Origin of the sequence: Mesorhizobium sp. WSM3859, from assembly GCF_002295065.1 — a bacterium.
Taxonomy (GTDB): Bacteria; Pseudomonadota; Alphaproteobacteria; order Rhizobiales; family Rhizobiaceae; genus Mesorhizobium.
Genome location: NZ_NSGG01000012.1, coordinates 179,062 through 203,749, shown reverse-complemented (window position 1 = coordinate 203,749; position 24,688 = coordinate 179,062). Strand labels below are relative to the sequence as shown.

General features: G+C 64.2%; 20 protein-coding genes. 14 read left to right on the top strand and 6 right to left on the bottom strand.

Features of this window, described 5'->3' with window-relative positions:
* The first annotated feature begins 101 nt into the window (after positions 1–101).
* Complete coding sequence (locus tag CK230_RS23690) at positions 102–1,091, top strand: mechanosensitive ion channel domain-containing protein (protein WP_095819546.1); 990 nt, start codon at positions 102–104, stop codon at positions 1,089–1,091.
* Here the strand turns inward: CK230_RS23690 and CK230_RS23685 are convergent.
* On the bottom strand, positions 1,074–1,562 hold the full coding sequence (locus tag CK230_RS23685; RefSeq protein WP_095819545.1) for an Rrf2 family transcriptional regulator: 489 nt from the start codon (positions 1,560–1,562) through the stop codon (positions 1,074–1,076). The two genes, CK230_RS23690 and CK230_RS23685, sit on opposite strands and share 18 nt — an antisense overlap.
* A gap of 259 nt (positions 1,563–1,821) precedes the next feature.
* Between CK230_RS23685 and CK230_RS23680 the strand changes: the two genes are divergently transcribed.
* Together CK230_RS23680 and CK230_RS23675 are read left to right on the top strand one after the other, a co-directional pair.
* Positions 1,822–2,247 carry a hypothetical protein gene (locus tag CK230_RS23680; protein WP_095819544.1) on the top strand — a complete coding sequence of 142 codons (426 nt, stop codon included), beginning with the start codon at positions 1,822–1,824 and terminating at the stop codon, positions 2,245–2,247.
* Positions 2,248–2,306: 59 nt separating this feature from the next.
* The gene (locus tag CK230_RS23675) at positions 2,307–3,497 is read left to right on the top strand and encodes an NADH-quinone oxidoreductase subunit D (RefSeq protein WP_095819543.1); all 1,191 of its coding nucleotides are present in this window, start codon (positions 2,307–2,309) and stop codon (positions 3,495–3,497) included.
* 91 nt (positions 3,498–3,588) lie between these two features.
* Here the strand turns inward: CK230_RS23675 and CK230_RS23670 are convergent, their stop codons facing one another.
* Complete coding sequence (locus CK230_RS23670) at positions 3,589–4,023, bottom strand: hypothetical protein (RefSeq protein ID WP_095819542.1); 435 nt, start codon at positions 4,021–4,023, stop codon at positions 3,589–3,591.
* Positions 4,024–4,324: 301 nt separating this feature from the next.
* On the opposite strand from CK230_RS23670, the gene CK230_RS23660 reads away from it, so the two are divergent.
* From CK230_RS23660 to CK230_RS23650, 3 genes are all read left to right on the top strand, one after another.
* Positions 4,325–4,519, top strand: coding sequence for a hypothetical protein (locus CK230_RS23660; RefSeq protein ID WP_095819540.1), 195 nt, complete (start codon positions 4,325–4,327; stop codon positions 4,517–4,519).
* Between the two features lie 147 nt (positions 4,520–4,666).
* Positions 4,667–5,515 (top strand): class I SAM-dependent methyltransferase, encoded by an 849-nt coding sequence (locus CK230_RS23655; RefSeq protein ID WP_245430033.1) that lies wholly within the window; start codon positions 4,667–4,669, stop codon positions 5,513–5,515.
* A 190-nt stretch (positions 5,516–5,705) separates the two neighbouring features.
* The gene (locus CK230_RS23650; RefSeq protein ID WP_176480188.1) at positions 5,706–8,330 is read left to right on the top strand and encodes an EAL domain-containing protein; all 2,625 of its coding nucleotides are present in this window, start codon (positions 5,706–5,708) and stop codon (positions 8,328–8,330) included.
* A 51-nt stretch (positions 8,331–8,381) separates the two neighbouring features.
* Here the strand turns inward: CK230_RS23650 and CK230_RS23645 are convergent, their stop codons facing one another.
* Positions 8,382–9,566, bottom strand: a complete 1,185-nt coding sequence (locus CK230_RS23645; protein WP_095819538.1) for a Gfo/Idh/MocA family oxidoreductase — start codon at positions 9,564–9,566, stop codon at positions 8,382–8,384.
* A 218-nt stretch (positions 9,567–9,784) separates the two neighbouring features.
* Between CK230_RS23645 and CK230_RS23640 the strand changes: the two genes are divergently transcribed.
* From CK230_RS23640 to CK230_RS23605, 8 genes are all read left to right on the top strand, one after another.
* Positions 9,785–10,684 (top strand): MurR/RpiR family transcriptional regulator, encoded by a 900-nt coding sequence (locus CK230_RS23640; protein ID WP_095819537.1) that lies wholly within the window; start codon positions 9,785–9,787, stop codon positions 10,682–10,684.
* 173 nt (positions 10,685–10,857) lie between these two features.
* Complete coding sequence (locus CK230_RS23635) at positions 10,858–11,640, top strand: SDR family oxidoreductase (protein WP_095819536.1); 783 nt, start codon at positions 10,858–10,860, stop codon at positions 11,638–11,640.
* Positions 11,637–13,163 carry a mannitol dehydrogenase family protein gene (locus tag CK230_RS23630; RefSeq protein WP_245430032.1) on the top strand — a complete coding sequence of 509 codons (1,527 nt, stop codon included), beginning with the start codon at positions 11,637–11,639 and terminating at the stop codon, positions 13,161–13,163. Before CK230_RS23635 ends, CK230_RS23630 begins: the two co-directional genes overlap by 4 nt.
* A 19-nt stretch (positions 13,164–13,182) precedes the next feature.
* Entirely contained in the window at positions 13,183–14,094 is a 912-nt protein-coding gene (locus tag CK230_RS23625) for a sugar phosphate isomerase/epimerase (RefSeq protein ID WP_095819534.1), read from the top strand.
* Positions 14,095–14,178: 84 nt separating this feature from the next.
* A complete protein-coding gene (locus CK230_RS23620; protein WP_095819533.1) occupies positions 14,179–15,213 on the top strand; it encodes an ABC transporter substrate-binding protein in 1,035 nt (344 codons plus the stop codon).
* A gap of 203 nt (positions 15,214–15,416) precedes the next feature.
* Entirely contained in the window at positions 15,417–16,961 is a 1,545-nt protein-coding gene (locus tag CK230_RS23615) for a sugar ABC transporter ATP-binding protein (protein ID WP_095819532.1), read from the top strand.
* The gene (locus tag CK230_RS23610) at positions 16,958–17,944 is read left to right on the top strand and encodes an ABC transporter permease (RefSeq protein WP_095819531.1); all 987 of its coding nucleotides are present in this window, start codon (positions 16,958–16,960) and stop codon (positions 17,942–17,944) included. Before CK230_RS23615 ends, CK230_RS23610 begins: the two co-directional genes overlap by 4 nt.
* Positions 17,941–18,927, top strand: coding sequence for an ABC transporter permease (locus CK230_RS23605; protein ID WP_095819530.1), 987 nt, complete (start codon positions 17,941–17,943; stop codon positions 18,925–18,927). Before CK230_RS23610 ends, CK230_RS23605 begins: the two co-directional genes overlap by 4 nt.
* A 24-nt stretch (positions 18,928–18,951) precedes the next feature.
* Here CK230_RS23605 and CK230_RS23600 read toward each other — a convergent pair whose 3' ends face one another.
* From CK230_RS23600 to nirB, 3 genes are all read right to left on the bottom strand, one after another.
* Positions 18,952–21,621: a nitrate reductase gene (locus CK230_RS23600; RefSeq protein WP_095819529.1), complete on the bottom strand. Its 2,670-nt coding sequence runs from the start codon at positions 21,619–21,621 to the stop codon at positions 18,952–18,954.
* A gap of 3 nt (positions 21,622–21,624) precedes the next feature.
* On the bottom strand, positions 21,625–21,954 hold the full coding sequence (nirD, locus tag CK230_RS23595; RefSeq protein ID WP_095819528.1) for a nitrite reductase small subunit NirD: 330 nt from the start codon (positions 21,952–21,954) through the stop codon (positions 21,625–21,627).
* A 271-nt stretch (positions 21,955–22,225) separates the two neighbouring features.
* Positions 22,226–24,676, bottom strand: coding sequence for a nitrite reductase large subunit NirB (nirB, locus tag CK230_RS23585; RefSeq protein WP_095819527.1), 2,451 nt, complete (start codon positions 24,674–24,676; stop codon positions 22,226–22,228).
* Positions 24,677–24,688 lie beyond the last annotated feature (12 nt).

The following is a 24,688-nucleotide window of genomic DNA, read 5'->3' as shown; positions in this document are numbered from 1 at the left end:
ATATCCTCAAGGATACACAATATCCTTAATTGCCGAGCTGTAAAGCCCCTCCGAGATGAGCGAAGCGCTTCGAGCTTGAGCAGTTTCAGCAGAGGGTTCAGATGCCGCTTGTCCTGACCAACATCCTCGGAATCGCAGGTATCGTCGTGTGGCAACTCCAGGGCAGCAGCCGCCCGACAGGCCGGCTGATCGTCCAGATCCTTTTCTTTATCGGGATGAGTTCGGTGCTCTATCTTGGCGGCATCTCTCCGCAGCACGTCGACGACACCGATCTGCGGGGCTTCGCCGCGCTGCTCGTCAAATCGGCCATGATCCTGTGGTGGACGCACCTGGCATGGACGACCATCGGCCTGATCCACTTCTTGCTGATGCTCAAGCGTGGGCCGCGGGAAGCGCATCTCGTCCAGGATATGGCCGTCGGCGTCATCTATCCCGGCGTGGCGCTATCGATCATAGGCTTCGTTTTCGGCCTGCCGGTCGGCACCCTGGTCGCAACCTCGGGCATCGTCGCGGTCGTATTCGGCCTCGCCCTGCAAAACACTTTGGGCGATGTCTTTTCGGGCATCGCGCTGACGCTTGGCAGGACTTATGCGATAGGCGACTGGATCCAGTTGAAGGATGGCGCGGAAGGCCGTGTCATCGAAACCAACTGGCGCTCCGCCAAACTGCTCACCGCCCAATATAATGTCGTGGTGGTGCCGAACAGCGTGCTGGCCAGACAAGCGGTGACCAATCTCAGCCGTCCCGACGACACGCGCCAGATCACGTTTGGCGTGCGCGTCGCCCTCGCAACACCGACTTTTGTCGAACAGGTGATGTGGTCCGTGCTGGATGGCAGCACGCGGATCGTCAAGGACCCGCTGCCGATTGTCGCTTTGAAGACGATCGATGCGGCTGCGATCGAAGTCGACTTGCTGTTCCGCATCACAGACCCCGCCGATTGGGCAGCGGCCCGCAACGAAATCATCGGCCTCCTCTACAGCCACTGCAAGGCAAACGGCCTTTCGTTCGCCGCACCGGCCGAAAGCCTCGTCTTCGGCCTGGCCGCGACTGCCCAGGGCATCGATGCACGCTCAACCAGCGCGGTCTAACACCCACGCGAAAGTGTCCTTCCAGAGCTTTGCCGGGGTTTCCCGCACGAGCATGCGCCCGAGATCCGACAGTGTGACACTGCGCAGTTTTTCACGCCAGGCTTCGTCGGCTTCCCACATGATGCGTGCGACGGCGCACGAACCGCTGTAGCAATGGTCGTCGGGCAGGCAGGGATTGTTCGCGCGGATATTGTTGCACACGAAGGTGCGCGTCTCACCTTCCACCGCCTCGACGATATCCAGGAAAGTCATCTGCTCTGGCGGCTTTGCAAGGCGGTATCCGCCCGATGGACCCAGGGTCGTATCGACGAGCCCCGCCTGCGACAGGCTCTGCAGTGCCTTGGAGAGATATTCCTTCGGAAGTCCATGGAGTTCCGCCAGCGCCTTGGTAGACAGATAGCGCCCCTCCGGCAGACCGGAGAGAATGGCGCAGCAATGCAGCGCCCATTCAACCTGGCTTTTCAAAATCATAGGTCTTTTCCGGGAACGTATTAAGGATACATAATATCCCTATTATAGCACTATGTAAACATTGAGGCTTTGAACGCCTGCGACAAAGGCGGTTAGCAGCGCGGCGATGGACGCTCGAGGATTTCGCAATCGATGCGTGGCATCCCTCATATCCAGAGGCGCAGCGCACTCGCGCGCAGGGCGCATGAGGACTGCAATGGGGAACCATCACCCGGCCCCTGGGTTGTGTGGTCAGATTTCGAGATCGAGAGGAAAGACGATGCGCACCCTGACGATGGTCCTGACGCTGTCGGCAATGGCATTGGCGCAGCCCGCTTCTGCTCAACGCGCCGATCCGCAGCCGCCGCAAGCCCCGCCTCCTGCTCAGCAGCCGCCGCAAGCCCCGCCTCCTGCTCAGGAGCCCATCCCAGACCAGCCGCAGCCTGGCCAGGACGATGGCGCCCAGAACGTCACCAACATCGTCGTGGTGGCGATCGAGGACCTGCCTTCGGAAGTGAAGGCGCAGGCGGAGGCCATAGTCACCAGGACGACCGCCAAGGAGCTGGCCAAGCTGCAGAACTCGGTCGATGCCTCGCCCGAGGCAACGTCGGTCCTGCATGCGAACGGGCTGAATTCCTCGCAGGTCGTCGCCGCCAACATCGACGGTGACGGCACACTGACGCTGATCATCCAGACGACGGCCTGACCGGCCAGCGGCCGAGCGGCCGCGTCCCGCCTTCGATCCTCACTCTTGCGGAGGTCGCCATGACCGAAGCCGCGGTTCGCAACTTCACCCTGAATTTCGGGCCGCAGCACCCGTCCGCGCATGGCGTGCTGCGGCTGGTGCTGGAATTGGACGGCGAGATCGTCGACCGAGCCGATCCGCATATCGGCTTGCTCCATCGCGGCACCGAGAAGCTGATTGAGTACAAGAATTACCTGCAGGCCCTGCCCTATTTCGACCGGCTCGACTATGTCGCACCAATGAACCAGGAGCATGCCTTCTGCCTTGCCGCCGAAAAGCTGCTGGAAATATCGGTTCCCCGGCGCGGGCAACTCATCCGCGTGCTGTTCTGCGAGATCGGGCGACTGCTCTCGCATCTTCTCAACGTCACCACGCAGGCCATGGATATCGGCGCGCTGACCCCGCCGCTCTGGGGTTTCGCCGAACGCGAGAAGCTGATGGTGTTCTATGAACGCGCATCCGGCGCCCGCATGCACGCCAATTATTTCCGCGTCGGCGGCGTGCATCAGGATCTGCCGGAACAGCTCCTGGACGACATCTGGAATTTCTGCGATCCGTTCCTGAAGGTCTGCGACAATCTCGAAGGCCTGCTTACCGACAACCGCATCTTCAAGCAGCGCAACGTCGATATCGGTGCGATCTCGCTCGATGACGCCTGGGCCCTGGGTTTCTCCGGCCCCATGGTGCGCGGCTCGGGCGCCGCTTGGGACCTGCGCAAGGCACAGCCCTATGAATGCTATCCCGAGATGGAATTCGATATCCCGATCGGCAAGAACGGCGACTGCTACGACCGCTACCTGGTACGCATGGAAGAGATGCGCCAGTCGGTGCGCATCATGCGGCAGTGCCTGGAGAAGCTGCGTTCACCCGATGGCCAGGGCCCGGTCGCGGTGCCCAATCAGAAGATCACGCCGCCGCCGCGCGCCACCATGAAGCGCTCCATGGAAGCGACCATCCATCATTTCAAGCTTTATACCGAAGGCCACCGCGTGCCGCGTGGCGAGGTCTATGCCGCGGTTGAGGCGCCGAAGGGCGAGTTCGGCGTCTATCTGGTCTCCGACGGCAGCAACAAGCCCTACCGCTGCAAGATACGCGCGCCATCCTTCGCCCATCTCCAGGCGATTGATTTCCTGTCGCGCGGGCACATGGTGGCGGACGTCGCGGCGATCATCGGCTCGCTCGACATCGTCTTCGGCGAGATCGATCGCTGACTAGATCGATCGCCGACGCGGAGGAGCGCCCGGCGCCTCCCCATCTCTTCCATCAACCGTCGAGCCCGGCGCGCTCGCCGACGGAACTGCCTCAATGCATGAACACAGCTCTCAGCCACGCAAGAATGCCTGCCCCCGGAGAGACCGCCGCGCGCACGCGCGACGCCGCCCAGCGTGCCGGCATGTTGGCGCCGACATGGCAATGGCAGACAACCTCATGCAGTTGCCAGTCGCTCATCTCGAAGAAGCGCTTGGCTTCGCCGTAAGTATCGTCCTGCAGGCCCTGCGCACGGAAGATCGGATCTTCGAATGCGACGGTGATCGCCGATCCGTCGGTGCGCATTCTTTCACGCACGTCGGGTGGAGCGTATTCGGTGCCCGCCAACGCCGTGAGGCGGCGGCTGGGGCTTTGTTCGAGAAGTTGCGCCCAGCGCTCAAGGCGCTGGCCCCGATTGGCGATGAGAGCCGGTGCTTCGGCATGAACGTCGGCAACGGCGTTGATTTGGTCAAGGGTTTGGTGCTTCACGGCCGTCTCCTGTATCGACAGACAATCACCCGCCCGCAATGGGAATTAATGCGCCGACCGGCGCCGGCAAGAGCCGAAACGGACGCGCAGAATCATTTGATCGTCACCTGTCGCAATCTCGCGGAGCGATCGTGTGGGAACCATCCGCCGGCGCGGCCGTTCTGCCAGCTTGCGCCGCCGATCGCCCCCGACGAAACGTCCGAACGCGGCGATCGCCTCCATCATTTCAGGCCGGGCAGGACATCCCGCTTGTCGGGATCGCGCAGAGCCCTGCCAAGGCGCCGAGCGGAAGGAAAAAGCGATGGCCATTCTCCCCAATCCGGACCCGTCTCCAACGCCGGTGCCCACGCCTCCGCCGATCCCGGAACCCGAGCCGATGCGCGAGCCGGATCCGGATCGGCTTCCCGATGAGGAGCCGGTCCCCAATCCCGATGAGAATGACGCGCCGCCCAAGCATTCCACGCCCGGGCCGGCACCGACCTTGAATGGCTCATAGGAGGCGGCGGATACGCCTCCCGGGCCTCTCAGCACCACGCCAATGCGACGTTGCGGATTGACGCGCCTGCCCTCAGGCTGCAATGGTTGTTAACCAGCTGTTAACCTTGCGGCTGAGATCGAGGTGGGGGGCGATTTGGAACCGTTTTTGGACGCGAACCTCCTGAATTGGGATGATCGGGCCGAACTGCACGCGACCGACAATACGGGTAGTTACCGCATCGAGAATGTGCTGGCTGGCGGATCCAATCTCTATGAGTTGGAAACGCGTGAGGTCGGAGACATTTTCGGCAAGGACATCGTTCATCTGCAATGCCACATCGGGCTCGACACGATCAGCTTGAGGAATCTCGGCGCGGGCAGTGTGACCGGCCTGGACTTTTCACCAAGGGCAATCGCGGCGGCGCGGGATTTCGCATCCAAGGCAGGCAGCGACGTTCGCTTCGTCGAAGCGCCGCTATACGAAGCTGTCGAAGCGCTCGACCGGACCTTTGATATTGTCTACGTCACCTGGGGGTCGGTGAACTGGCTTGACGATGTCTTCCGTTGGGCGCGAGTGGTCGCCGATCTTCTGCGGCCTGGCGGTAGGCTCTATATGGCCGAGGGCCATCCCTTGATGTTCCAATGCAATCGCAAGGCTGCCGCCCTCGAATTGAAGGACGACTGGCGAACGCCGGTGGCGCGACCGCTCGTCTGGAACGAGCAGCGGACCTATACCGGCGATGAACGAACCTTGAAGCATCCTCGATATTACGAGTGGATCCATCCGATCAGCGACGTGGTGAACGCGCTGATTGCCGCGGGTCTGACGCTCGATTTTCTCAATGAGCACGACACTGTTTCCTGGCAGCACTTTTCATTCGCGGTGAGGGCCGGCAAGGACATGTATGGCCTGCCCGAAAACGCTCCCAAGATTCCGATGGCTTATTCAATTGGTGCGACCAAGCGCGGTGTTGGGACGTATCGGATCGTCCAGAAGAAGGTCGATCGCCACTAGCCCACCACGCGGCGAGTTTCTCGTGCGATTGCCGGCGTATCAGCGCCCGACGGCGCGAAATTTTAAGGACTGTGAAGTCTAAAATTAATTTATTGCGAACTAATATTCCCTTGATGAGGCTCACCCGGAGAGCCTGACAGCCACAGGGATTCTCGCTTTATTGGCTCTTTTTGCCAACATGTACAGCCGCATGAGGGGAGCCGTCCTTTCACCGGCAAGGATACCGGCGGCGATCGCGGTCGTGGTCATGGCCGTTTGCGCGATATTCGCTGATCATCAGAACAAGATCGTTTCGGACCAGGCCTCTCGCGCGGAGGTCCTGGCCAAGGTCAATGTCATTCGCGCCAAGCTCGAAGGCAACATCAACGGCAACCTCCAGCTGGTGCGGGGACTGGTCGCGGCAGTCACGACCGAACCCTATATGGGCCAGCAGCGCTTCGCGGAGCTTGCCAGCAGGCTGTTCAGCGAGGAGTCCCAGCTTCGCAACATTGCCGGCGCGCCGGATCTGGTGATTTCCTTGATGTATCCGATGGCCGGCAATGAAAAGGCCATCGGTCTCGATTACCGCAAGAACGATCAGCAGCGTGCCGCTGCCTTGCGTGCGCGTGACGAGCGCAAGCTCATTCTCGCCGGCCCGGTCGATCTGGCGCAGGGTGGGCAGGCTTTCATCGGCCGCTTTCCGGTTTTCGTCAAAAGCGCGGGCAACACCGACCGGTTCTGGGGCATCGTTTCAGCGGTCGTCGACGTGCAGCGCCTCTACAAGGCGAGCGGTCTTCTCGACAAGGATCTCGGGATCGACATCGCACTCATCGGCAATGATGCCCTTGGCACAAAGGGAATCCAGTTCTTCGGCGACGAACGCGTCGTCAAAAGCAATCCGGTGACGGCCGACGTTCTCGTCCCGTCAGGCTCCTGGCGGATCGCTGCCGTCCCCACTAGCGGTTGGCCCGACACGCCCGGCAATGCATGGCAGCTCCGGGCGATCATGGCGGCGGCGGCGGCACTGATCTTGATCCCTTTCCTGACGGCGGGCCGCCTGATTGGTGAAAGGCAGCGCAATTACTGGGAACAGCATCGGCTGTCGCGGCGACTGGAACTCGCTCTGGAGGCGTCGACCATCGGAGTGTGGGAGCACGACCTCGAAACCAACGATCTGACCTGGGATGACCGCGTCAACGAAATATACGGCAGAGACCCCGATGGTGGACCGCCCGGATACTCGGATTGGGCCGGAGCCATTCATCCCGCCGATCTGCCTGGCGCGCTTGCAGACTTCGACAATGCCGCGGCCGGGCGCGGCACCTATTCGTCGGAATACCGGATCATTCGCCCGGACGGCGAAATTCGCCACGTCCGCTCCAGGGCGATCTTCTACCAGACTGCAAACAATTCCCCTCGAATGGTCGGTGCCGAATGGGACGTGACTGCGGACGTTCTGCTGAACACCGATCTGGTTCGCGCAAAGCAGCTGACCGAGTCGAAAAATACGGAACTTGAGTCCGCCAAGGCGCGCATAGAACACATCGCACTGCACGATTCGCTGACGGATTTGCCCAATCGCCGTTACCTGGACCAGGTGCTGGAGGATTATGCGGCAAAAGCCAGGCTGAGCGGCGGCTACGCAGCGTTACTTCACGTTGATCTGGACCGCTTCAAGCACATCAACGATACGCTCGGCCACGCGGCGGGCGATGCAATGCTGGTGCATGCATCCTCCGTCCTCCAGTCCAACGTCGGCGACCGCGGTTTCGTCGCCCGGGTCGGCGGCGACGAATTCATCGTGCTCTGCACGGTGCATGAGGATGTCGATCAAGCGGCCGTGCTCGCGAACCGCATTATCGAACAGATGCGCAGACCGGTTTACTACCACGGTCATCAATGCCGCTTTGGCGTCAGCGTCGGAATTGCCATCGACAATGGCCGGGTTGCCGATGCCAAGCAGTTGCTGGTCAACGCCGATATTGCCCTCTACCGGGCAAAGAGGCGGGGCCGCAACCGGCATGAATTCTTCAGCGGAGAGCTGCAAAGCGAAATCGTCAACACGAAGAGGATTGCCGACGAGATTCTAGCCGGTCTCGAGCGCGACGAATTCATCGTGTACTACCAGCCTCAATTTGACGCCAAGACGCTGGAGATTGTGGGCGTTGAGGCGCTGGCGCGGTGGAAGCATCCAGAGAGGGGCATTCTGGCACCCGACGTGTTCCTGAAGACCGCCGAAGAACTGAACGTCGTCTCGGTGATAGACCGGAAAGTCCTCCAGCAATCGCTTTTGGACTTCGACGTTTGGTCGGCCGAGAAAATTGGCATTCCGCGCGTTTCGGTCAACGTTTCGGCGCGGCGTCTTCAGGATGAGGAACTGCTGAAGAGTCTGCGGGTCCTTAACATCAGGAAGGGGACTTTCTCCTTTGAACTCGTCGAGTCGATCTTCCTCGACAACAACGACGATCTGGTCACGTGGAACGTCGAGCAAATCAAGCAACTAGGCATCGACATCGAAATCGACGATTTCGGCACCGGTTATGCATCCATTGTCAGCTTGCTCAAACTGCAACCTCGCCGCCTCAAGATAGACCGGCAGTTGGTGGATCCTATCGTAAACTCACCCGCGCAACGGCAGGTCGTCTCGTCGATCATCGAAATCGGCAAGTCCCTGGGCATCGAAATCATTGCCGAAGGCGTCGAGACGATGAAGCACGCACGTCTGCTCAAAGGTCTTGGCTGCGACATTCTCCAAGGCTACGCATTCGGTCGCGCAATGGATTCCGACGCGCTGAGAAGCTTCGTTCGAGCTCGTCGGTTGCGCGTCGCAAGCTAGCCATTGATCGAGATCATGGCTTGCGTCTTATCGCACAAGGCTTCGCGTGCCTCACCCGAGTCGCGCCGCCGTCCAAGCCCCGCCCGCGGCACTCGACTCCACCGCCGCCGCAACGAACTTCACGCCGCGCGCGCCGTCGACCACGTCGGGCACCTGCGCCGCCCGCGCGGCATCGACCGCACCGCCCGCGCGATGCGCGCGGATGATGTCCGCCGCATCGCGATAGAAATTGGCGAAGGCCTCGATATAGCCTTCCGGGTGCGCGGCCGGCATGCGCGAGACGCGCCGGGCTTCCGCCGTCGTGCCATGGCCGCCACGCACCAGCGTGCGCGTTTCCTCGCCATAGGGCGAGAAGCGCAGTTCCTCCGGCCGCGATCCAGACCATTCGAGCCCGGCCTTTTCGCCATAGATGCGCACCGAGAGGTCGTTGTAATGGCCGGGCGAGGTCTGGCTGGCGAGGATCGTGCCGCGCGCGCCGCTCGCCCAGCGCACGAGCACATGCGCGTTGTCGTCGAGCCGCCGTCCCGGCACGGCGGTGAAGAGGTCGGCCGAAACCGCCTCGGCCTCGAAGCCGGAGACGAAGCTCGCCAGGTTGAAGGCATGTACGCCGATATCGGCGAGCACGGCCGACTGGCCCGCGCGCGCCGGATCGGTGCGCCATTCCGCCTGCTTCTGGCCCTCGGCGTCGATCGGCTTGGTCAGCCAGTCCTGGATATAGGCGCCATGCACCGACACGATGCGGCCGAGCTCGCCCGTCGCCACCATCTCGCGCGCCTGGCGCACCATGGCGTAGCCGGTGTTGTTGAGCGTGACGACGAAGCGGCGCTTCCTCGCTTTCGTCAGCGCCACCAGGGCCTCGGCCTCGCCAAGCGTCGTCGACAGTGGCTTGTCGCAGATGACGTCGATGCCAGCCTCGAGGAAGGCCGTCGCGATCGGCGCATGCAGATGATTGGGCGTGACGATGACCACCGCCTCGATCCCGTCCGGCCGTGCCGCTTCGGCCTTCGCCATGGCGTGGTAGTCGGCATAGCTGCGCTCCGGCGCGATGCCGATCTCGGCGGCGGAGGCCGCGGCGTTATCCGGATCCGAAGACAGCGCTCCAGCGACCAGCGCGATCTGGTCGTCGAGCCGCATGGCGAGGCGGTGCACGGCGCCGATAAAGGCATTGCGGCCGCCGCCGACCATGCCGACCCGCAGGCGTTGACGCGACATACCATCAGCGGTTGCATAGACCATGATTGTGATTATTCTCCAGGGTAGGACGGTTGGCGACGATAGCTGTCGCGAGTTTCGACCAAAGTCGATTGCTTGTTTTCGAATGATATTTCTATTTTCCGGTTTGTAAAACGATTGTGCCGCGTTAGCTTTTGATCAAGGTCCAGCGATGGACTGCATCCGGAGGGCAGGGATCGGATGACGCATCCGATGGTTAGGGTCACGATGGGGCATATCGTATGAGCGGCCGCGGCAAGGCGGCCGACGAGCCGTCCACACATAGCCTGGAGACGGCTGCGAGAAAGCGAAGCCGTTCGCTGGCGGCGCTGGGCTACACCAAGCCTCAAACCTATGAAGAGCTGCGGGCGGTGCTTTCGTCAGGCACCGTGCATTTCCCGAAACGGCTTCGCCAGGTGGCGATCTTCCTCTGGCAGCATCCGAGCGAAGTGGCGCTGGGCACGATCGCGCAGGTGGCGGACCAGGCCGGCGTGCAGCCGTCGACCCTGGTGCGCTTCGCGCAGATCTTCGGCTATTCCGGCTTTTCCGATTTCCAGCTGCTGTTCAAGGATCGCATGAAGGGCTCCTGGCCGGATGCGCAGGGCAGCCCCGACAAGGCCGAGGAGCCGAATGCCGATCTGCATTTCCTTCATGGCATGGTCGGCGCCTGCCAGGCCTCGCTCGGCCGCATCGGCAATAATTTCGATACCGCCGCTTTCGAGACGATGGTTGATCATCTGGCGGCGGCGGAGCTGATCTACGTCATCGGCAGCAAGCGCGCCTTCCCGGTCACCACCTATGTGTCGTTGACGCTGTCGCAGCAGGGCGTGCGCAATGTGCTGGTCGACAATGTCGGCTCGACTGCGCTCGACCAGGTCGGCTGCATTACGCCGCGCGACGCGGTGCTCGCCGTCTCCTTCAGCCCCTACAATTCGATCACGCCAGACCTCGTCGCCGTCGCGCATGAGCGCAAGGCGCGCATCGTGACCATCACCGACAGCACGTTCTCGCCGTTGGTGAAGCTTTCCGACACCTGGCTGGAAGTGGTCGAGCAGGATTTTGCCGGCTTCCGCTCGCTCGCCGCCTCGCTCGCGGTCGGCATGGCCTTGGTCCACGGCGTCGTCGCGCGCCGGACAGGCTGACAAGAGCAATTCCAGGAAAAGTGTGGAGCGGTTTTCCGTCCGGAATTGCGCAAGACAAGGAGATAGAGCGGTTCGCCGGTTCCATGAAAACGGTGAACCGCTCTAGCGCGGTTGACTAAAGGGAACTATCGTTCCATATTCTAAAAAATGGAAACTTTGTTCCGGGAGGAGGAATGGAGGTTCGTCTCGACGGCAAGGTTGTGCTGGTCACCGGCGCGACGCAAGGCATCGGCCGGGCGGTTGCCGAGACGCTTGCGCGCTCGGGCGCTGCCGGACTGCTGATAACCGGCCGGGACCAAAAGCGCGGCGACGCTGTCGCCGCCGAACTCACGGCCATGGGAGCCGCCACCGCTTTCGTTGCCGCCGACCTCGGCGATCCCGAAGCCCCAGCGCGGTTGGCCGGGGCCTGCATCGAACGCTTCGGCCGCATCGACGGTCTCGTCAACGCCGCCGGCCTCACCGATCGCGCGTCCTTCGTCGATGCCACGCTCGACGATTGGGCGTCGCTGTTCGCCGTCAACGCCCGCGCGCCCTTCTTCCTCATGCAGGCGGCGATCGCCGACATGAAGAAGCGCGGCCAGGGCGGCGCGATCGTCAACATCCTGTCGATCAACGCGCATTGCGGCGCGCCGGAGCTTGCCGTCTATTCCGCCACCAAGGGCGCGCTGGCGACACTGACCAAGAACGCCGCCAACGCCCATCGCTTCGACCGCATCCGCGTCAACGGCATCAATGTCGGCTGGACCGACACCCCAGCCGAGCGCGTCATGCAGGCCGAGACGCTCGGCCAGGGTCCGGGCTGGCTCGACGCGGCCAATGCGACGCAGCCCTTCGGCCGGCTGTTCTCCGTCTCCGACATCGCCAATCTTGCGGTCTTCCTGCTTTCCGACGCGGCCGGCCCGATGACCGGCACGCTGGTCGACCAGGAGCAATGGGTGATCGGAGCCAACCGGTGAGCGCCGAGAACCTCAGCCCTGCTCTCCTGGAACGCTTGCCATCGGAAGTCCGCAAGCCGGCTTACGATCGCCCCGCGCTGAAGCCGGGGATCGCCCATATCGGCGTCGGCGCGTTCCACCGCTGCCACCAGGCCGAATACACCGACGATCTGCTGGCGAAGGATTTCGACCGCTGGGGACTGGTCGGCATCAACATCCGCCCTCCTTTGCTGGCCAATACGCTGGGGCGGCAGGACGGTCTCTACACGCGGCTCATCCGCCAGAACGACGAGGTCGAGGCGCTCGTCATCGGCAGCATCATGCGCGTCATCGACAGCCAGGAGAGTGCCGCGCCGGCGCTGGACGTGCTCGCCTCTTCCGACATCGAGATCGTTACCATGACGGTAACCGAGAAAGGCTATTGCCACATCCCGTCGAGCGGCGCGCTCGACCTTGACCATCCCGACATCGTCCATGACCTCGCCAATCCGGAAAAGCCACGCAGCGTGCCCGGCATATTGGCAAGGGCGCTGGAATTGCGCATGGCCTCGCGCGGTCGTCCGGTGACGCTGCTGTCCTGCGACAACATCCCAGCCAACGGCACCATCCTCGGCAATGTCGTGCAGGCGTTCGCAGAGCGGCGCGACGCGAAGCTGGCCGACTGGATCGAAGCCAATGTCGCCTTCCCTTCGGCCATGGTCGACCGCATCGCGCCGGCGACGACCGCTGCCGATATCGACACGGTCGAGCAGCGCTTCGGCTACCGCGACGCCGCCGTCGTCGTCGGCGAGCGCTTCCGCCAATGGGTGATCGAGAACCGCTTCGCCGGCCGCGTGCCGCGCTGGGACCTTGTCGGCGCCAGTTTCGTCGATGACGTCACGCCGTTCGAGCATCTCAAGATGCGGGTGCTGAACGGCGCCCAGACGACGCTTAGCTATCTCGGGGTTTTGGGCGGTTTCGAGCACACGTTCGAGGCGATAGCCGACCCGTTTCTGGCAGGCTTCGTTCGCCGCATGCTGACCGAGGAAACACTGCCGACGCTGATGCCGGTCCCCGGCATCGAGCCGGCGGCCTATGTCGAGCAGAGCCTGTCGCGCCTCACCAACACCGCGATTCGCCACCGCAATCACCAGATCGCCACCGACGGCTCGCAGAAGATCGTGCAGCGCCTGCTCAACCCGATCCGCGACCGCCTGGCGAAGGGCGGGAGCATCGAGCTTCTTTCGGTTCCCGTGGCAGGCTGGATGGCCTATCTGATCAAGGCGTCGGCGCGCTTCGGCCGCGCCTGGCAGGTGTCCGACCCCTTCGCCGAAAGAATTGCAATAATCGCCGACCGCATTGGTTCGCACAGCAAACTGCTCGCCGACGCGATCTTGGCAATCGACGCTGTCTTCGACCCGTCCTTGGCCGCCAACGCGACTTTCCGCGCGCACGTCGTCGCCGGCCTCGACGGCTTGCTCTCGAATGATCCAATGGGCTTTGTCAAACAAACCTGTTCTGGGCCAACAGATGCGCCGTTGAAGCAGCCGGCTCGATCTGCATAGTTAGCTATTGGGAGGCATCATGAAACTTGGACTGCTCACGGCACCATTTCCGGATACTGCTCTCGGCGATGTTGCCGACTGGGCGCGCTCGGCCGGTTTCGAGGCGTTGGAAATCGCCTGCTGGCCGAAGACTTCCGGTGCCAGCCGCCGCTATGCCGGCACCAGCCATATCGACGTGGACATCTCGTCCGCTGAAGCCCAGGACATTGCCGCCGGGCTTGCCGGCAAGGGCCTCGCCATCTCCGGCCTCGGCTTCTACCCCAATCCGCTTCATCCCGACCGGGCGCATCGCGAGGCGGTGATCGATCACCTGAAGAAGGTGATCGTGCTGGCGAGCCGCATGGGGGTCTCGCTGGTCAACACGTTCTGCGGCGGCGACGCCTCGAAGCATGTCGACGCCAACTGGGAGGACGCGCAAAAGGTCTGGCCGGCGATCATCGCCCACGCCCGCGAGCACGGTGTAAAACTCGCCTTCGAGAATTGCCCGATGATCTTCAGCTATGACGAATGGCCGGGCGGGCACAACATCGCCTACTCGCCCTATGTCTGGCGCCGCATCCTCGAAGCCTGGGGCGGCGATGTCGGCATGAACTTCGACCCCTCGCATCTCGTCTGGCAGATGATCGACAAGGAGCGCTTCATCCGCGAGTTCGGCAAGAGCATGCTGCATGTGCATGCCAAGGACCTGATGATTGATCATGATGGTTTGTACGAGCGCGGAATTCTTTCCGCTGGCATAGGCTGGCAGGTGCCGCGCATGCCGGGGCTTGGGGACATCGACTGGAGCAGGATTTTTTCGGGCCTCTACCGGGCCGGATATGACGGGCCGGTCATCATCGAGCATGAGGACCGGCGCTTCGAGGGGACGGATGAAAAGGTCAAGCGCGGCTTCCTGCTTGCTCGCGACGTGCTGCGTCCTTTCATCAAATGACGAAAAGCTTGACGCCGGTCGCATCGGCGCCCGCGAACTGAAAAATCGAACTGAACTGAAAGATCAATGTGGAGGAGTACTGACATGAAGAAACATCTGACCGTGGCCTCGCTTCTTGCCGGCGCCGCCTTGCTTGCCTCGGTGGGCGTCTCGGCCGCCGCCGGCAAATACACGATCGGCATTTCCAACACCGTGCAGGGCAATGGCTGGCGCGAGGAAATGATCTGCGCGATGAAGGCGCAGGCACTCGCTTCCGGCGAAGTGGCGAAGCTCAACATCGCCCACCGCAACACCGACGCCGCCGGCCAGCTCGAGGACATCCGCAACCTGATCAGCGCCAAGGTCGACGCCATCGTCGTCAACCCGGCCGATCCGGCCGGCATCAAGGCAGGCCTCGAGGAAGCCACCAAGGCCGGCATCGTCGTCGTCGCCGTCGACCAGGCGGTGACCGAGCCCTCCGCCTACATCATCTCCAACAACCAGGAACAATACGCCTATCTCGGCGCCAAATGGCTGTTCCAGCAGATGGGCGGCAAGGGCGAGGTGTTCTACATGCGCGGCGCCGCCGGCGCATCGGCCGACAGCGATCGTGACAAGGGCTTCAAGAAGGCGCTCGCCGAATTCCCGGACGTGAAGGTCGCACAGGAAGTCTTCACCGGCTGGCAGCAGGATCAGGCCAAGCAGCAGATCCTCTCGTTCCTCGCCACCGGCACGCCGATCAACGGCATCTGGACCTCGGGCATCGACAACGTCATCGTCGACGCGCTGGTCGAGCAGCAGGCGCCCATGGTGCCGGTCGTCGGCGCCGACAATGCCGGCTTCGTAGGCCAGTTGAATACGGTCAAGGACCTGGTCGGCGCTGCCGTCACCAACCCCGGCTCGATCGGCGGCGCCGGCGTGACGCTGGCGCTGCAGATCCTCGACGGCAAGAAGCCGGCGCAGCAGACCGTGCTGGTCGAGCCGCAGCTTTGGGAAAACGCCACCGAGGAAGGCAAGGCTAAGCTGAAGTCCGCCGCCGACCCCTCGCTCAGCCCCGAATGGCCGGTCTCGATCTCGATCCCCGACTGGACGACCTACACCAAGGACCAGATCGTAGCCTGCAAGGGCCCGGGCGAATAAGCGCCTGATCTGAAACGGCAGCGCAAGGACGCCGGACTAATGCATGTCGCCCAGGAGTGTGCGCGGTTCTGGGGCAACGACATGCATGAAACAAGAACTTAAAGCGCGTCGCCTGAATCCGTTTCAGCGCGACGCGCTTTAAGTCTGGCGTCCTTGCCATTTGATTTGTCGCGCATAGTTTGAGCCTTTTAATCGAGAACGCTTTGACCACCAACCCTCTCCTCGACGCCACCGGTGTCGCGAAAAACTACGGTGCGGTTGCAGGGCTGCGCAACGCCTCGCTGTCCGTGCTGCCTGGCGAAGTCCATGCGCTGATGGGCGCCAACGGCGCCGGCAAGTCGACGCTGGTGAAGATCCTGACCGGCGCGATCAAGGCGGATGCCGGCCGCATCCTGATCCGCGGCAAGCACCTTGATGTCCGTTCGCCCGCCGACGCCCGCCGCGCCGGCCTGCTGCCGGTCTACCAGGAACCGTCGCTCATCCCCGACCTCGATGTCCTGTCCAATTTGCGGCTTACCGGCACGCCGGTCGAGCCATTCCGCGCCTGGGTGCGCGAGCTCGGCATTCCGAACCTCGACATTCGCGACACCGCGCGCGACATCCCGTTGGCCATCCTGCGCGTGCTCGACCTGGCGCGCGCGCTCGCCGTAGAGCCCGACGTGCTCCTGCTTGACGAGATGACCGCTGCCCTGCCGGCGAACCTCGCCGAAAAGGTGCTGGAAGTCGTGCGCCGCCAGGGCGACGCCGGCCGCTCCGTCATCTTCATCTCGCACCGTTTCGTCGAGATTTCCGCGCTCTGCGACCGCGCCACCGTTTTGCGTGACGGCTCCACGGTCGGTGTCGTCGACATCGAGCCGGGTATCGAGGAAAGAATAGTCGAGATGATGCTCGGCACCCGCATCGAGAAGACGCGCGTCGCCGCGCGCGCGGCGAATGATGTGGCGGTTGCGGCCGGCGGCCGTACGCGCCTATCGGTCCGCAACCTGCAGCTCGGCACCAAGCTCAACGACGTCTCCTTCGATCTCGCCAATGGCGAGGTCGCCGGCGTCTTCGCCCTCGAGGGCCAGGGCCAGGACGAGCTCTTCGCAGCCCTTGCCGGCTCGATCCGCCCGAGCGGCGGCACGATCGACGTCGACGGCGCGCCGGTGAAATTCTCGCATCCGAGCGACGCCATCCAGGCCGGCATCGCCTATGTGCCGGGCGACCGTAGCGAGGCCTTGGCCATGCAGCGCTCCGTGCGCGAGAACATCGCGCTGCCTTTCAGCGCCGGGCTGCGCAAATGGGGGCCGATCCGCATGCGCCGCGAGCAGGTGGTGGTTTCCGGCGCCATCGGCAGATTGCAGATCGACACCCGCGCCCAGGGCGAGGTGCAGCGCCTTTCCGGCGGTAACCAGCAGAAGGTGACCATTGCCCGCTGGATCGCGGCCAACGCCCGCACCATCCTGTGCTTCGACCCGACGCGCGGCATCGATGTCGGCACCAAGCAGGAGATCTACAAGCTGCTGCGCGAGCTCGCCGGCCAGGGCAAGTCAGTGCTGTTCTACACGTCCGAAATGGAAGAGGTGCAGCGTGTTTGCGACCGCGTCATCGTCATCTTCGGCGGCCGCGTCGTCGACACTTTTTCGGTCGAAGAGGCCGACGAGCCCGCTCTGATGCGCGCCGCCTACGGCCTGCCGCGCGGCGCCAGGGCCGATGTCGGCATTCTTGCCGACGTCAGGCCCGCCTCCGATGCGGAGGCCGCGTCATGAGCCGCTTCTTCCGCAACCAGGGCTGGGTCGCCGGCCTGTTTGCCCTGCTCATCTTCCTCTTCGTCATCACCAAGCTGATCCAGCCCGGTTATGGCAGCGGCGACTTCGGTTCGCTCGCGCGAGCAGTCTTACCCTATGCCTTCGCCGTCGCGGCGCAGACCGTCGTCGTCATCGCCGGCGGCATCGACCTGTCGGTCGCCGCCATGATGGCGCTGACCAGCGTCACCGCCGCCTCGATGATGAACGGCGCCAGCGAGGAATACGCGCTCTTCGTCGTGCCCTTCGTGCTGGCCATGGGGTTCGTGCTCGGCGCGCTGAACGGCATCCTCATCGTCGTCACCCGCGTGCCGGATATCGTGGTCACGCTTGCGACGCTGTTCGTGCTGCAGGGCGCGGCATTGCTCGTGCTCGGCGCTCCCGGCGGTGCCGCGGCCGAATGGCTGAAGGCGAGCGTCATCGGCACCGCGCCGATCCCCGGCCTGCCCGACTGGGCGGACGCCTGGGTGCCGAGGGCGCTGGTGCTGCTCGTCGTTTGCCTCTGCATCGTCTGGATACCGCTCACGCGCTCGCGCCTCGGCCTCTCCATCTACGCCATCGGCAGCAACGAGCTTGCCGCCTTTCGCAGCGGCGTGCCGGTGGCGCGGACCAGGATCATCGCCTATGCGCTCTCCGGCCTCTTCGCGGCGATGGGCGGCCTGTCGTTGACTATCAGCACCGGTATCGGCGCGCCGATCCCCGGGCCTTATCTGCTCGCCAGCGTCGCCGCGGTGGTGCTGGGCGGTGTCGCCCTCGGGGGCGGCAAGGGCGGCCTGTTCGGACCGATCATCGCCGTCTTCGTGCTGAGGCTGGTGCGCACCGACCTGACGCTTCTGGCCATCGATCCGAATGTCACCGCGATCATCGAAGGCCTGATCATGGTCGCGGTCGTGATGTTCGGCGCCTTCATCACCATCCGCGGCCGCCCGGCGGGAGCAACGCCATGACCGACATCGCGACCATGCCCCGGCCGGTCTCATTCGGCCGCCGCATCAAGCGCTTCATGGCGGACCGGCCGCTCATTCCGCTGATCATCCTTTTGATCATCCTCGTGGCGATCCTGCAGATCCTGCGCCCCGGCATCGTCAACGAGCGCTGGCTCGCCAACACGGCGAAGTTCGCCATCCCGCTGGCGATCCTCGCCGGCTGCCAGACCATGACCATGCTGACCGGCGGCATCGACCTTTCCGTCGGCACGGTGGCGACGATGAGCGCCTTCATCATGGCCACCCAGATCGTCAGCCAGGATCCGACGGTGGCTTTCCTGCTGGCCATCCTGCCCGCCGTGCTGATCGGCCTCGTCAACGGCATCGGCGTCGGCGTGTTCCGGGTGCATCCGCTGATCATGACGCTCGGCACCAGCCTGATCGGCACCGGCTTCCTGCAGGTCTACCAGCGCACGGTGATCGCTTCCGGCGCGAAAATTCCGGATTTCCTCAACTGGCTGGGCACCGGCGTCACCTACGGTTTTCCCAATGCGCTTCTGCTGTTCGTGCCGGTGGCGGTGCTGATCGTCTTCATGCTGAACCGCACCGGCTTCGGCCGCCTGCTCTATGCCGTGGGCGACAATGAACGCGCCGCAAGGCTGTCCGGCGTCCGCTACTGGCAGGTGATCACCGCGCTCTACGTGCTTTCCAGCCTGCTCGCCGGCATCACCGGCCTGCTCTATATCGGCCTGATCAAGGCGCCCTCGCTGTCGCTCGCCGAACCGCTGGTGCTGCCTTCGGTGGCCGCCGCCGTCATCGGCGGCACCTCGATCTTCGGCGGCCGCGGCGGCTACACGGGCACCATCATCGGCGCCCTGATCCTGACCGTGCTGACGACGCTGCTCACCATCCTGCAGATGCCCGAAGGCGGCCGGCGCATCCTGTTCGGCTTCATCGTGCTGTTCGTGACGGCGGCGTATCTGCGGATCATCGAGGACCGGTAGAACCGGTCGAAAGGCAGGCACATTTCACTCCGCCGCCTGCACCTGACGGGCATCGATGATCGCCCTGATCTCCGAGCGGCACGAGCCGCAATTGGTGCCGGCGCGCAGCGTCGAGCCTATCGCTTCGAGGCTGTCGCATCCGCCCGCGACTGCCGATGCGAGCTGGTTGACGCCAACATGGAAGCACGCGCACACGACGCGGCCGATGGCCGGCATCGGCACGGGCGAGCGGCCGGATAGAAGCGCATGGCGATCGGTTGTCGACAGCGGTTGGCGCGTGGCAAGCAGCGACACCAGCCAGTCGCGCGCCGGCAGCTGGTCCGGAGCGGCGACGAGCAGGGCTTCAGCCATGGCGCCTGCATCGTCGATAGCTGCCGCGCGATAGGCGAGCCCGCGGCGATCGGTGTATTCCAGCAGCTGATCCCGCCGCTGGACAGCGAGCAGCTTGCGCGAGAGCAGAATGCCCTGGTCCGGCGGCTCGGTTCCGGTCAGTTCGTAGACCCAGCCGCCCTCGACCGCGTACCGGCTCCAGTGGACGAAACCCGTCGGCCGCAGATCGCCGCGCGTGATGAGCACGCCGGTCCAGCCAGTGTTCTCGCGCACGATCCTCGCCGGAACATGCTTGAGCTCCGGTTGGCCGGAATGCGGATCGGTGACCGGTGACGACAGCAGGCCGGCGGAAGCCCTGGCTGCGAACTGCCCGCTCCAATGCATGGGCATGAAGGCCTGGCCGCGCCGCTGTGCATCGGCCACGCGCACCCTCGCTCGAACGAAGCCAAAGCGTGTCGAAAGCCGGGCGAGATCGCCATCCCTGAGATGGTGCGCTGCCGCATCGGCCGGATGGAGATCGACCGCCGGCTCCGGCGCATTCGCCATCAAACGAGGCACATTCCCGGTGCGCGTCATCGTGTGCCACTGGTCGCGAAGCCGGCCGGTGTTCAGGGCAAGCGGATAGTCGGCATCGACCGTGAAGGCGGTCGCCTCCTGCCGCACGGGCACGAAGCGCGCGCGGCCGTCCGGCGTCGGGAAACGGCCGTTGGCGAACAATCGTGTCTGCTGCTCGCCCCGCTCCGACGCGGGCCAATGGCGCGGCGCGAAAGCGGCATACTCTTCATCGCCGAAATCAGCCATGCCGCCGAGATCGAACAGGCGCTCGCCCCTGTTCTCAAAAGCTGAGAGTGCGGCATGCTCGCAGAAGATGTCGGCCGGCGACTGGTAGGCGAAGGCATCGCCAAACCCCATGCGCGCGGCAACCTCGCAGACGATGCGCCAGTCGGCCTTTGCCTCGCCCGGCGATGACAGGAACGGTCGCTGACGCGAGAGGCGCCGCTCCGAATTGGTGACGGTGCCGTCCTTCTCGCCCCAGACGGCGGCCGGCAGCAGCACATCGGCATAGCGCGTGGTGTCGGTGCGGGTGACATCCGAGACCACGACGAAATCGCATTTGGCGAGCGCGGCGCGCACGCGCGAAGCGTCCGGCATGCTCACGGCTGGGTTGGTGCCCATCACCCACAGCGCCTTGATGCGGCCGTCGGCGACCGCCTGGAACATGTCCACCGCTTTCAGGCCGGCGCGTTGCGCGATGTTCGGCGCGTTCCAGAAGCGGGACACACGATCGATGTTGGCCTCGTCGGCGAAGTCCATATGCGCCGCGAGCTGGTTGGCCAGCCCTCCCACCTCGCGACCGCCCATGGCGTTCGGCTGCCCGGTGACCGAGAACGGCCCCATGCCGGGCTTGCCGATGCGGCCGGTGGCGAGATGGCAGTTGATGATGGCGTTGACCTTGTCGGTGCCATGCGCCGACTGGTTGACGCCCTGGCTGTAGACAGTGACAGTACGCTCGGTCTCGGCGAAGAGATCGTAGAAGTCCTGCACATCGGCGGCCGCCAATCCGCAGCCTTTCGCGACACGCGCGACCGATGGCGCATCGGCGCCGGCCAGCGCGGCCGTGGCGTCGAAGCCCGACGTATGGTCGCGGATGAAGCCGGCATCGATCTTTCCAGATTGCGCGAGGTGCGCCAGCAGCCCGTTGAACAACAGCACATCCGTGCCCGGATCGAGCGCCAGATGCAGGTCGCATTCGTCGGCCGTGGCGGTGCGGCGAGGATCGATTACGACGATCCTGGTGCCGCGCTTCTTGCGCGCGACAAGCATGCGCTGGTAGAGCACGGGATGGCACCATGCGGTGTTGGAGCCGGTGAGCACGATGAGATCGGCGTGCTCGAAATCCTCGTAGATGCCGGGAACGATGTCCTCGCCGAAGGCGCGGCGGTGGCCGGCGACGGACGACGCCATGCAGAGCCGCGAATTGGTGTCGATATTGGCCGAGCCGATAAAACCCTTCATCAGCTTGTTGGCGACGTAATAGTCCTCAGTGAGCAACTGGCCGGAGACGTAGAAGGCGACCGAGTCCGGACCATGCTCGGCAATCGCCCGCGAGAATTTTTCGGCGACGAGGTCGAGCGCTTCGTCCCAACCGGCCTGCTTGCCGAGAACCTCCGGCTGCAGCAGCCGGCCGTCGAGGCCGAGCGTCTCGCCGAGGGCGGCGCCCTTCGAGCACAGCCGGCCGAAATTGGCCGGATGGTCGGGATCGCCGCGGACGGTTGTCGTGCCGTCAGCGGCGATCCCGGCCAGCACGCCGCAGCCCACCCCGCAATAGGGGCAGGTGGTCCTCACCTCGCGCGCTTCTTCCATGCCTCAGGCCGCTTTCGAGGCCAGCGCTTCGAGCGCGATGAAGATCCGTTCGCCCTCGACCTTGAGGGGAAGCGTCCTCACCGAGCCCTCGTCCGCGCCGAGCGCCTTGCCCGTCTCCAGCGAGATCACCCAATTGTGCAGCGGGCAGGTCACCGCCGCGCCATGGACGATGCCCTGGCTGAGCGGCCCGCCTTTGTGCGGGCAATGGTCGTCGATGGCGAAGACCTGGTCGTCCGCCGTGCGGAAGACCGCGATCTTGCCCTGCGGTGTGGCGACGCAACGCGCGCCGCGCGGCGGAATGTCGGCGATGGCGCCGATGGCGATCCAGGTCATTGGGACGCTCCCGCATTCGATTGATAGGAATGCGCCCAGGCACCCCCCTCTGTCCTGCCGGACATCTCCCCCGCAAGGGGGGAGATTGACAGCTTGGGCGCTCCGCCCAATCCTGCAACGGTGGAGATTGGCGAAAGCCGCGATGACACCCGATCTCCCCCCTTGCGGGGGAGATGGCCGGCAGGCCAGAGGGGGGTGTCCAAGCTCGATGTCGGTAAGAAACGGGCCGAACGACTGGACGCTGGCGGTGTGAATGACGCAACCATCCCCATCACTCCGCCGCCTCCGCGAACCCGACCGAGGCCATCGGTCGAAACTCATGCTTGTCCTTGCCGGAGACGCGCTCCGACCACGGATCCACCTGGGCGAATTTCTGGGAAAAGACGAAGCGCTGGTAATAGACCTTGCGCTTCTCGCCGTCATCCAGGATCTGCCGCTTGATCTCGGCAGTGCCAATCCGCTTGGCCCATTTGTAGATGCGCTCCAGATAGCGGGCCTGCTCGCGATACATCTGGACGAGCGCCACGATCACCTCCAGCGCCTCGTCCTCGGTCTTCACGAGACCCAGCACTTCGGTGCCTTTGATGTCGAGGCCGGCCGCACCCGCGAAGTGTATCTCGTAGCCGGACTCGACGCACACCACGCCGACATCCTTGCAGGTCGCTTCGGCACAGTTGCGTGGGCATCCCGACACCGCCATCTTCACCTTGGCCGGCGTCCACGACCCCCACATGAACTTTTCGATGCGGATGCCGAGGCCGGTCGAATCCTGCGTGCCGAAACGGCACCAGTCGGTGCCGACGCAGGTCTTCACCGTGCGCAGGCCCTTGGCATAGGCGTGGCCTGAGACGAAGCCGGCCTTGCCGAGATCGGACCAGACCGCCGGCAGGTCCTCCTTGCGGATGCCCAGCATGTCGATGCGCTGGCCGCCAGTGACCTTGACCATCGGGATCTCGAACTTGTCGACGACGTCCGCGATGGCGCGCAGTTCAGCGGCGCTGGTCACGCCGCCCCACATGCGCGGCACCACCGAATAGGTGCCGTCCTTCTGGATGTTGGCGTGCACGCGCTCGTTGATGAAGCGCGACTGATAGTCGTCGGCATATTGGTCCGGCCAATCGCAGACCAGATAATAGTTGAGGGCCGGGCGGCATTTGGCGCAGCCGCAGGAGGTCTTCCATTCGAGCTCCTGCATGACGGCGGGGATCGTCTTCAGCCCCTTCGCCTTGATCAGGCGCCGCACATCGTCATGGCCGAGCGACGTGCAGCCGCACATGGGCTGCACCGCCGCCGGGTTGTAGGCTTCGCCGAGCGTGAGCTTCAGCAGTTGCTCGACGAGACCCGTGCATGAGCCGCAGGAGGCCGAGGCCTTGGTGTGGCCGCGCACGTCATCGAGCCCGGTCAGGCCCTTGACGGTGATCGCGCCGGTGATCTTGCCCTTGCAGACGCCGTTGCAGCCGCAGATTTCCGCATCATCCGCCAGTGCCGCAACGGCCGCCAAAGGGTCCGAGGAAGCACCTCCCTGGAACGCCTGGCCGAAGATCAGCGTGTCGCGCATCTCGGAGATGTCGGTCGCCTTCTTCTTGAGGTCGTTGAACCAGGCGCCGTCGGCCGTCTCGCCGAACAGCACCGTGCCGATGATGCGGTTGTCCTGCAGCACGACGCGCTTGTAGATGCCGGCCGAAGCGTCGCGCAGGATGATCTCCTCGCGGTCCTCGCCGTCGGCGAAGTCGCCTAGCGAATAGAGGTCGATGCCGGTGACCTTGAGCTTGGTCGGCGTGTCGGAGTGGACGAAGCGCCTGTCTTCGCCATCCGCGAGCCCGGCCGCCGCGACGCGGGCCATCTCGTAGAGAGGCGCGACCAGTCCGTAAACATGGCCGCCGACCTCCGCGCATTCGCCGAGCGCCATGATCGCCGGATCGGACGTCCGCATTCGGTCGTCGACGACGATACCGCGATTGACCTCGAGCCCTGCCTCCTTGGCGAGCGCAGTGCTGGGGCGGATGCCAACCGCCATCACCACCAGCGTTGCCGGGATGATCGTGCCGTCCATCAGCTCGACGCCCTCAACCTTGCCGTTGCCGAAAATCGCCTTGGTATTGGCCTTGGCCATGACCTTGATGCCGCGCGCCTCGACGGCCTTCTGCAGCAGATAGCCGGCGGCCGGATCGAGCTGGCGCTCCATCAGCGTCGGCATGACGTGCAGCACGGTCACGTCCATGCCGCGCTCCTTGAGCCCCGCCGCGGCCTCGAGCCCGAGCAGGCCGCCACCGATGACGACCGCCTTGGCGCGCGACTGCGCGGCAAGCAGCATGGCGTTGACGTCGTCGAGGTCGCGATAGGTGAGCACGCCGGGCAGGTCCTTGCCCGGCACCGGAATGATGAAGGGCACCGAGCCGGTGGCGATGACCAGCCGGTCGTAGCTCTCGGTCACGCCATGGTCCGAGGTAACGGTCTTGGCCTCGCGATCGATGGCGACGATGCGGTGGCCCTTGTAGAGGGTGATGCCGTGCTTGATGTACCAGCCGTCGCCATGGATGACGATTTCCTCGAACGCCTTCTCGCCCGAGAGCACCGGCGACAGCATGATGCGGTCGTAGTTCACGCGCGGCTCGGCGTTGAAGATGGTCACGGCGTAGCGGTCGGGCGCGGCCTCCAGCAGGTGCTCGAGCATCCTGCCGGGCGCCATGCCGTTGCCGATGATGACGAGTTTTTCGCTCATGTCGGTCTCCGG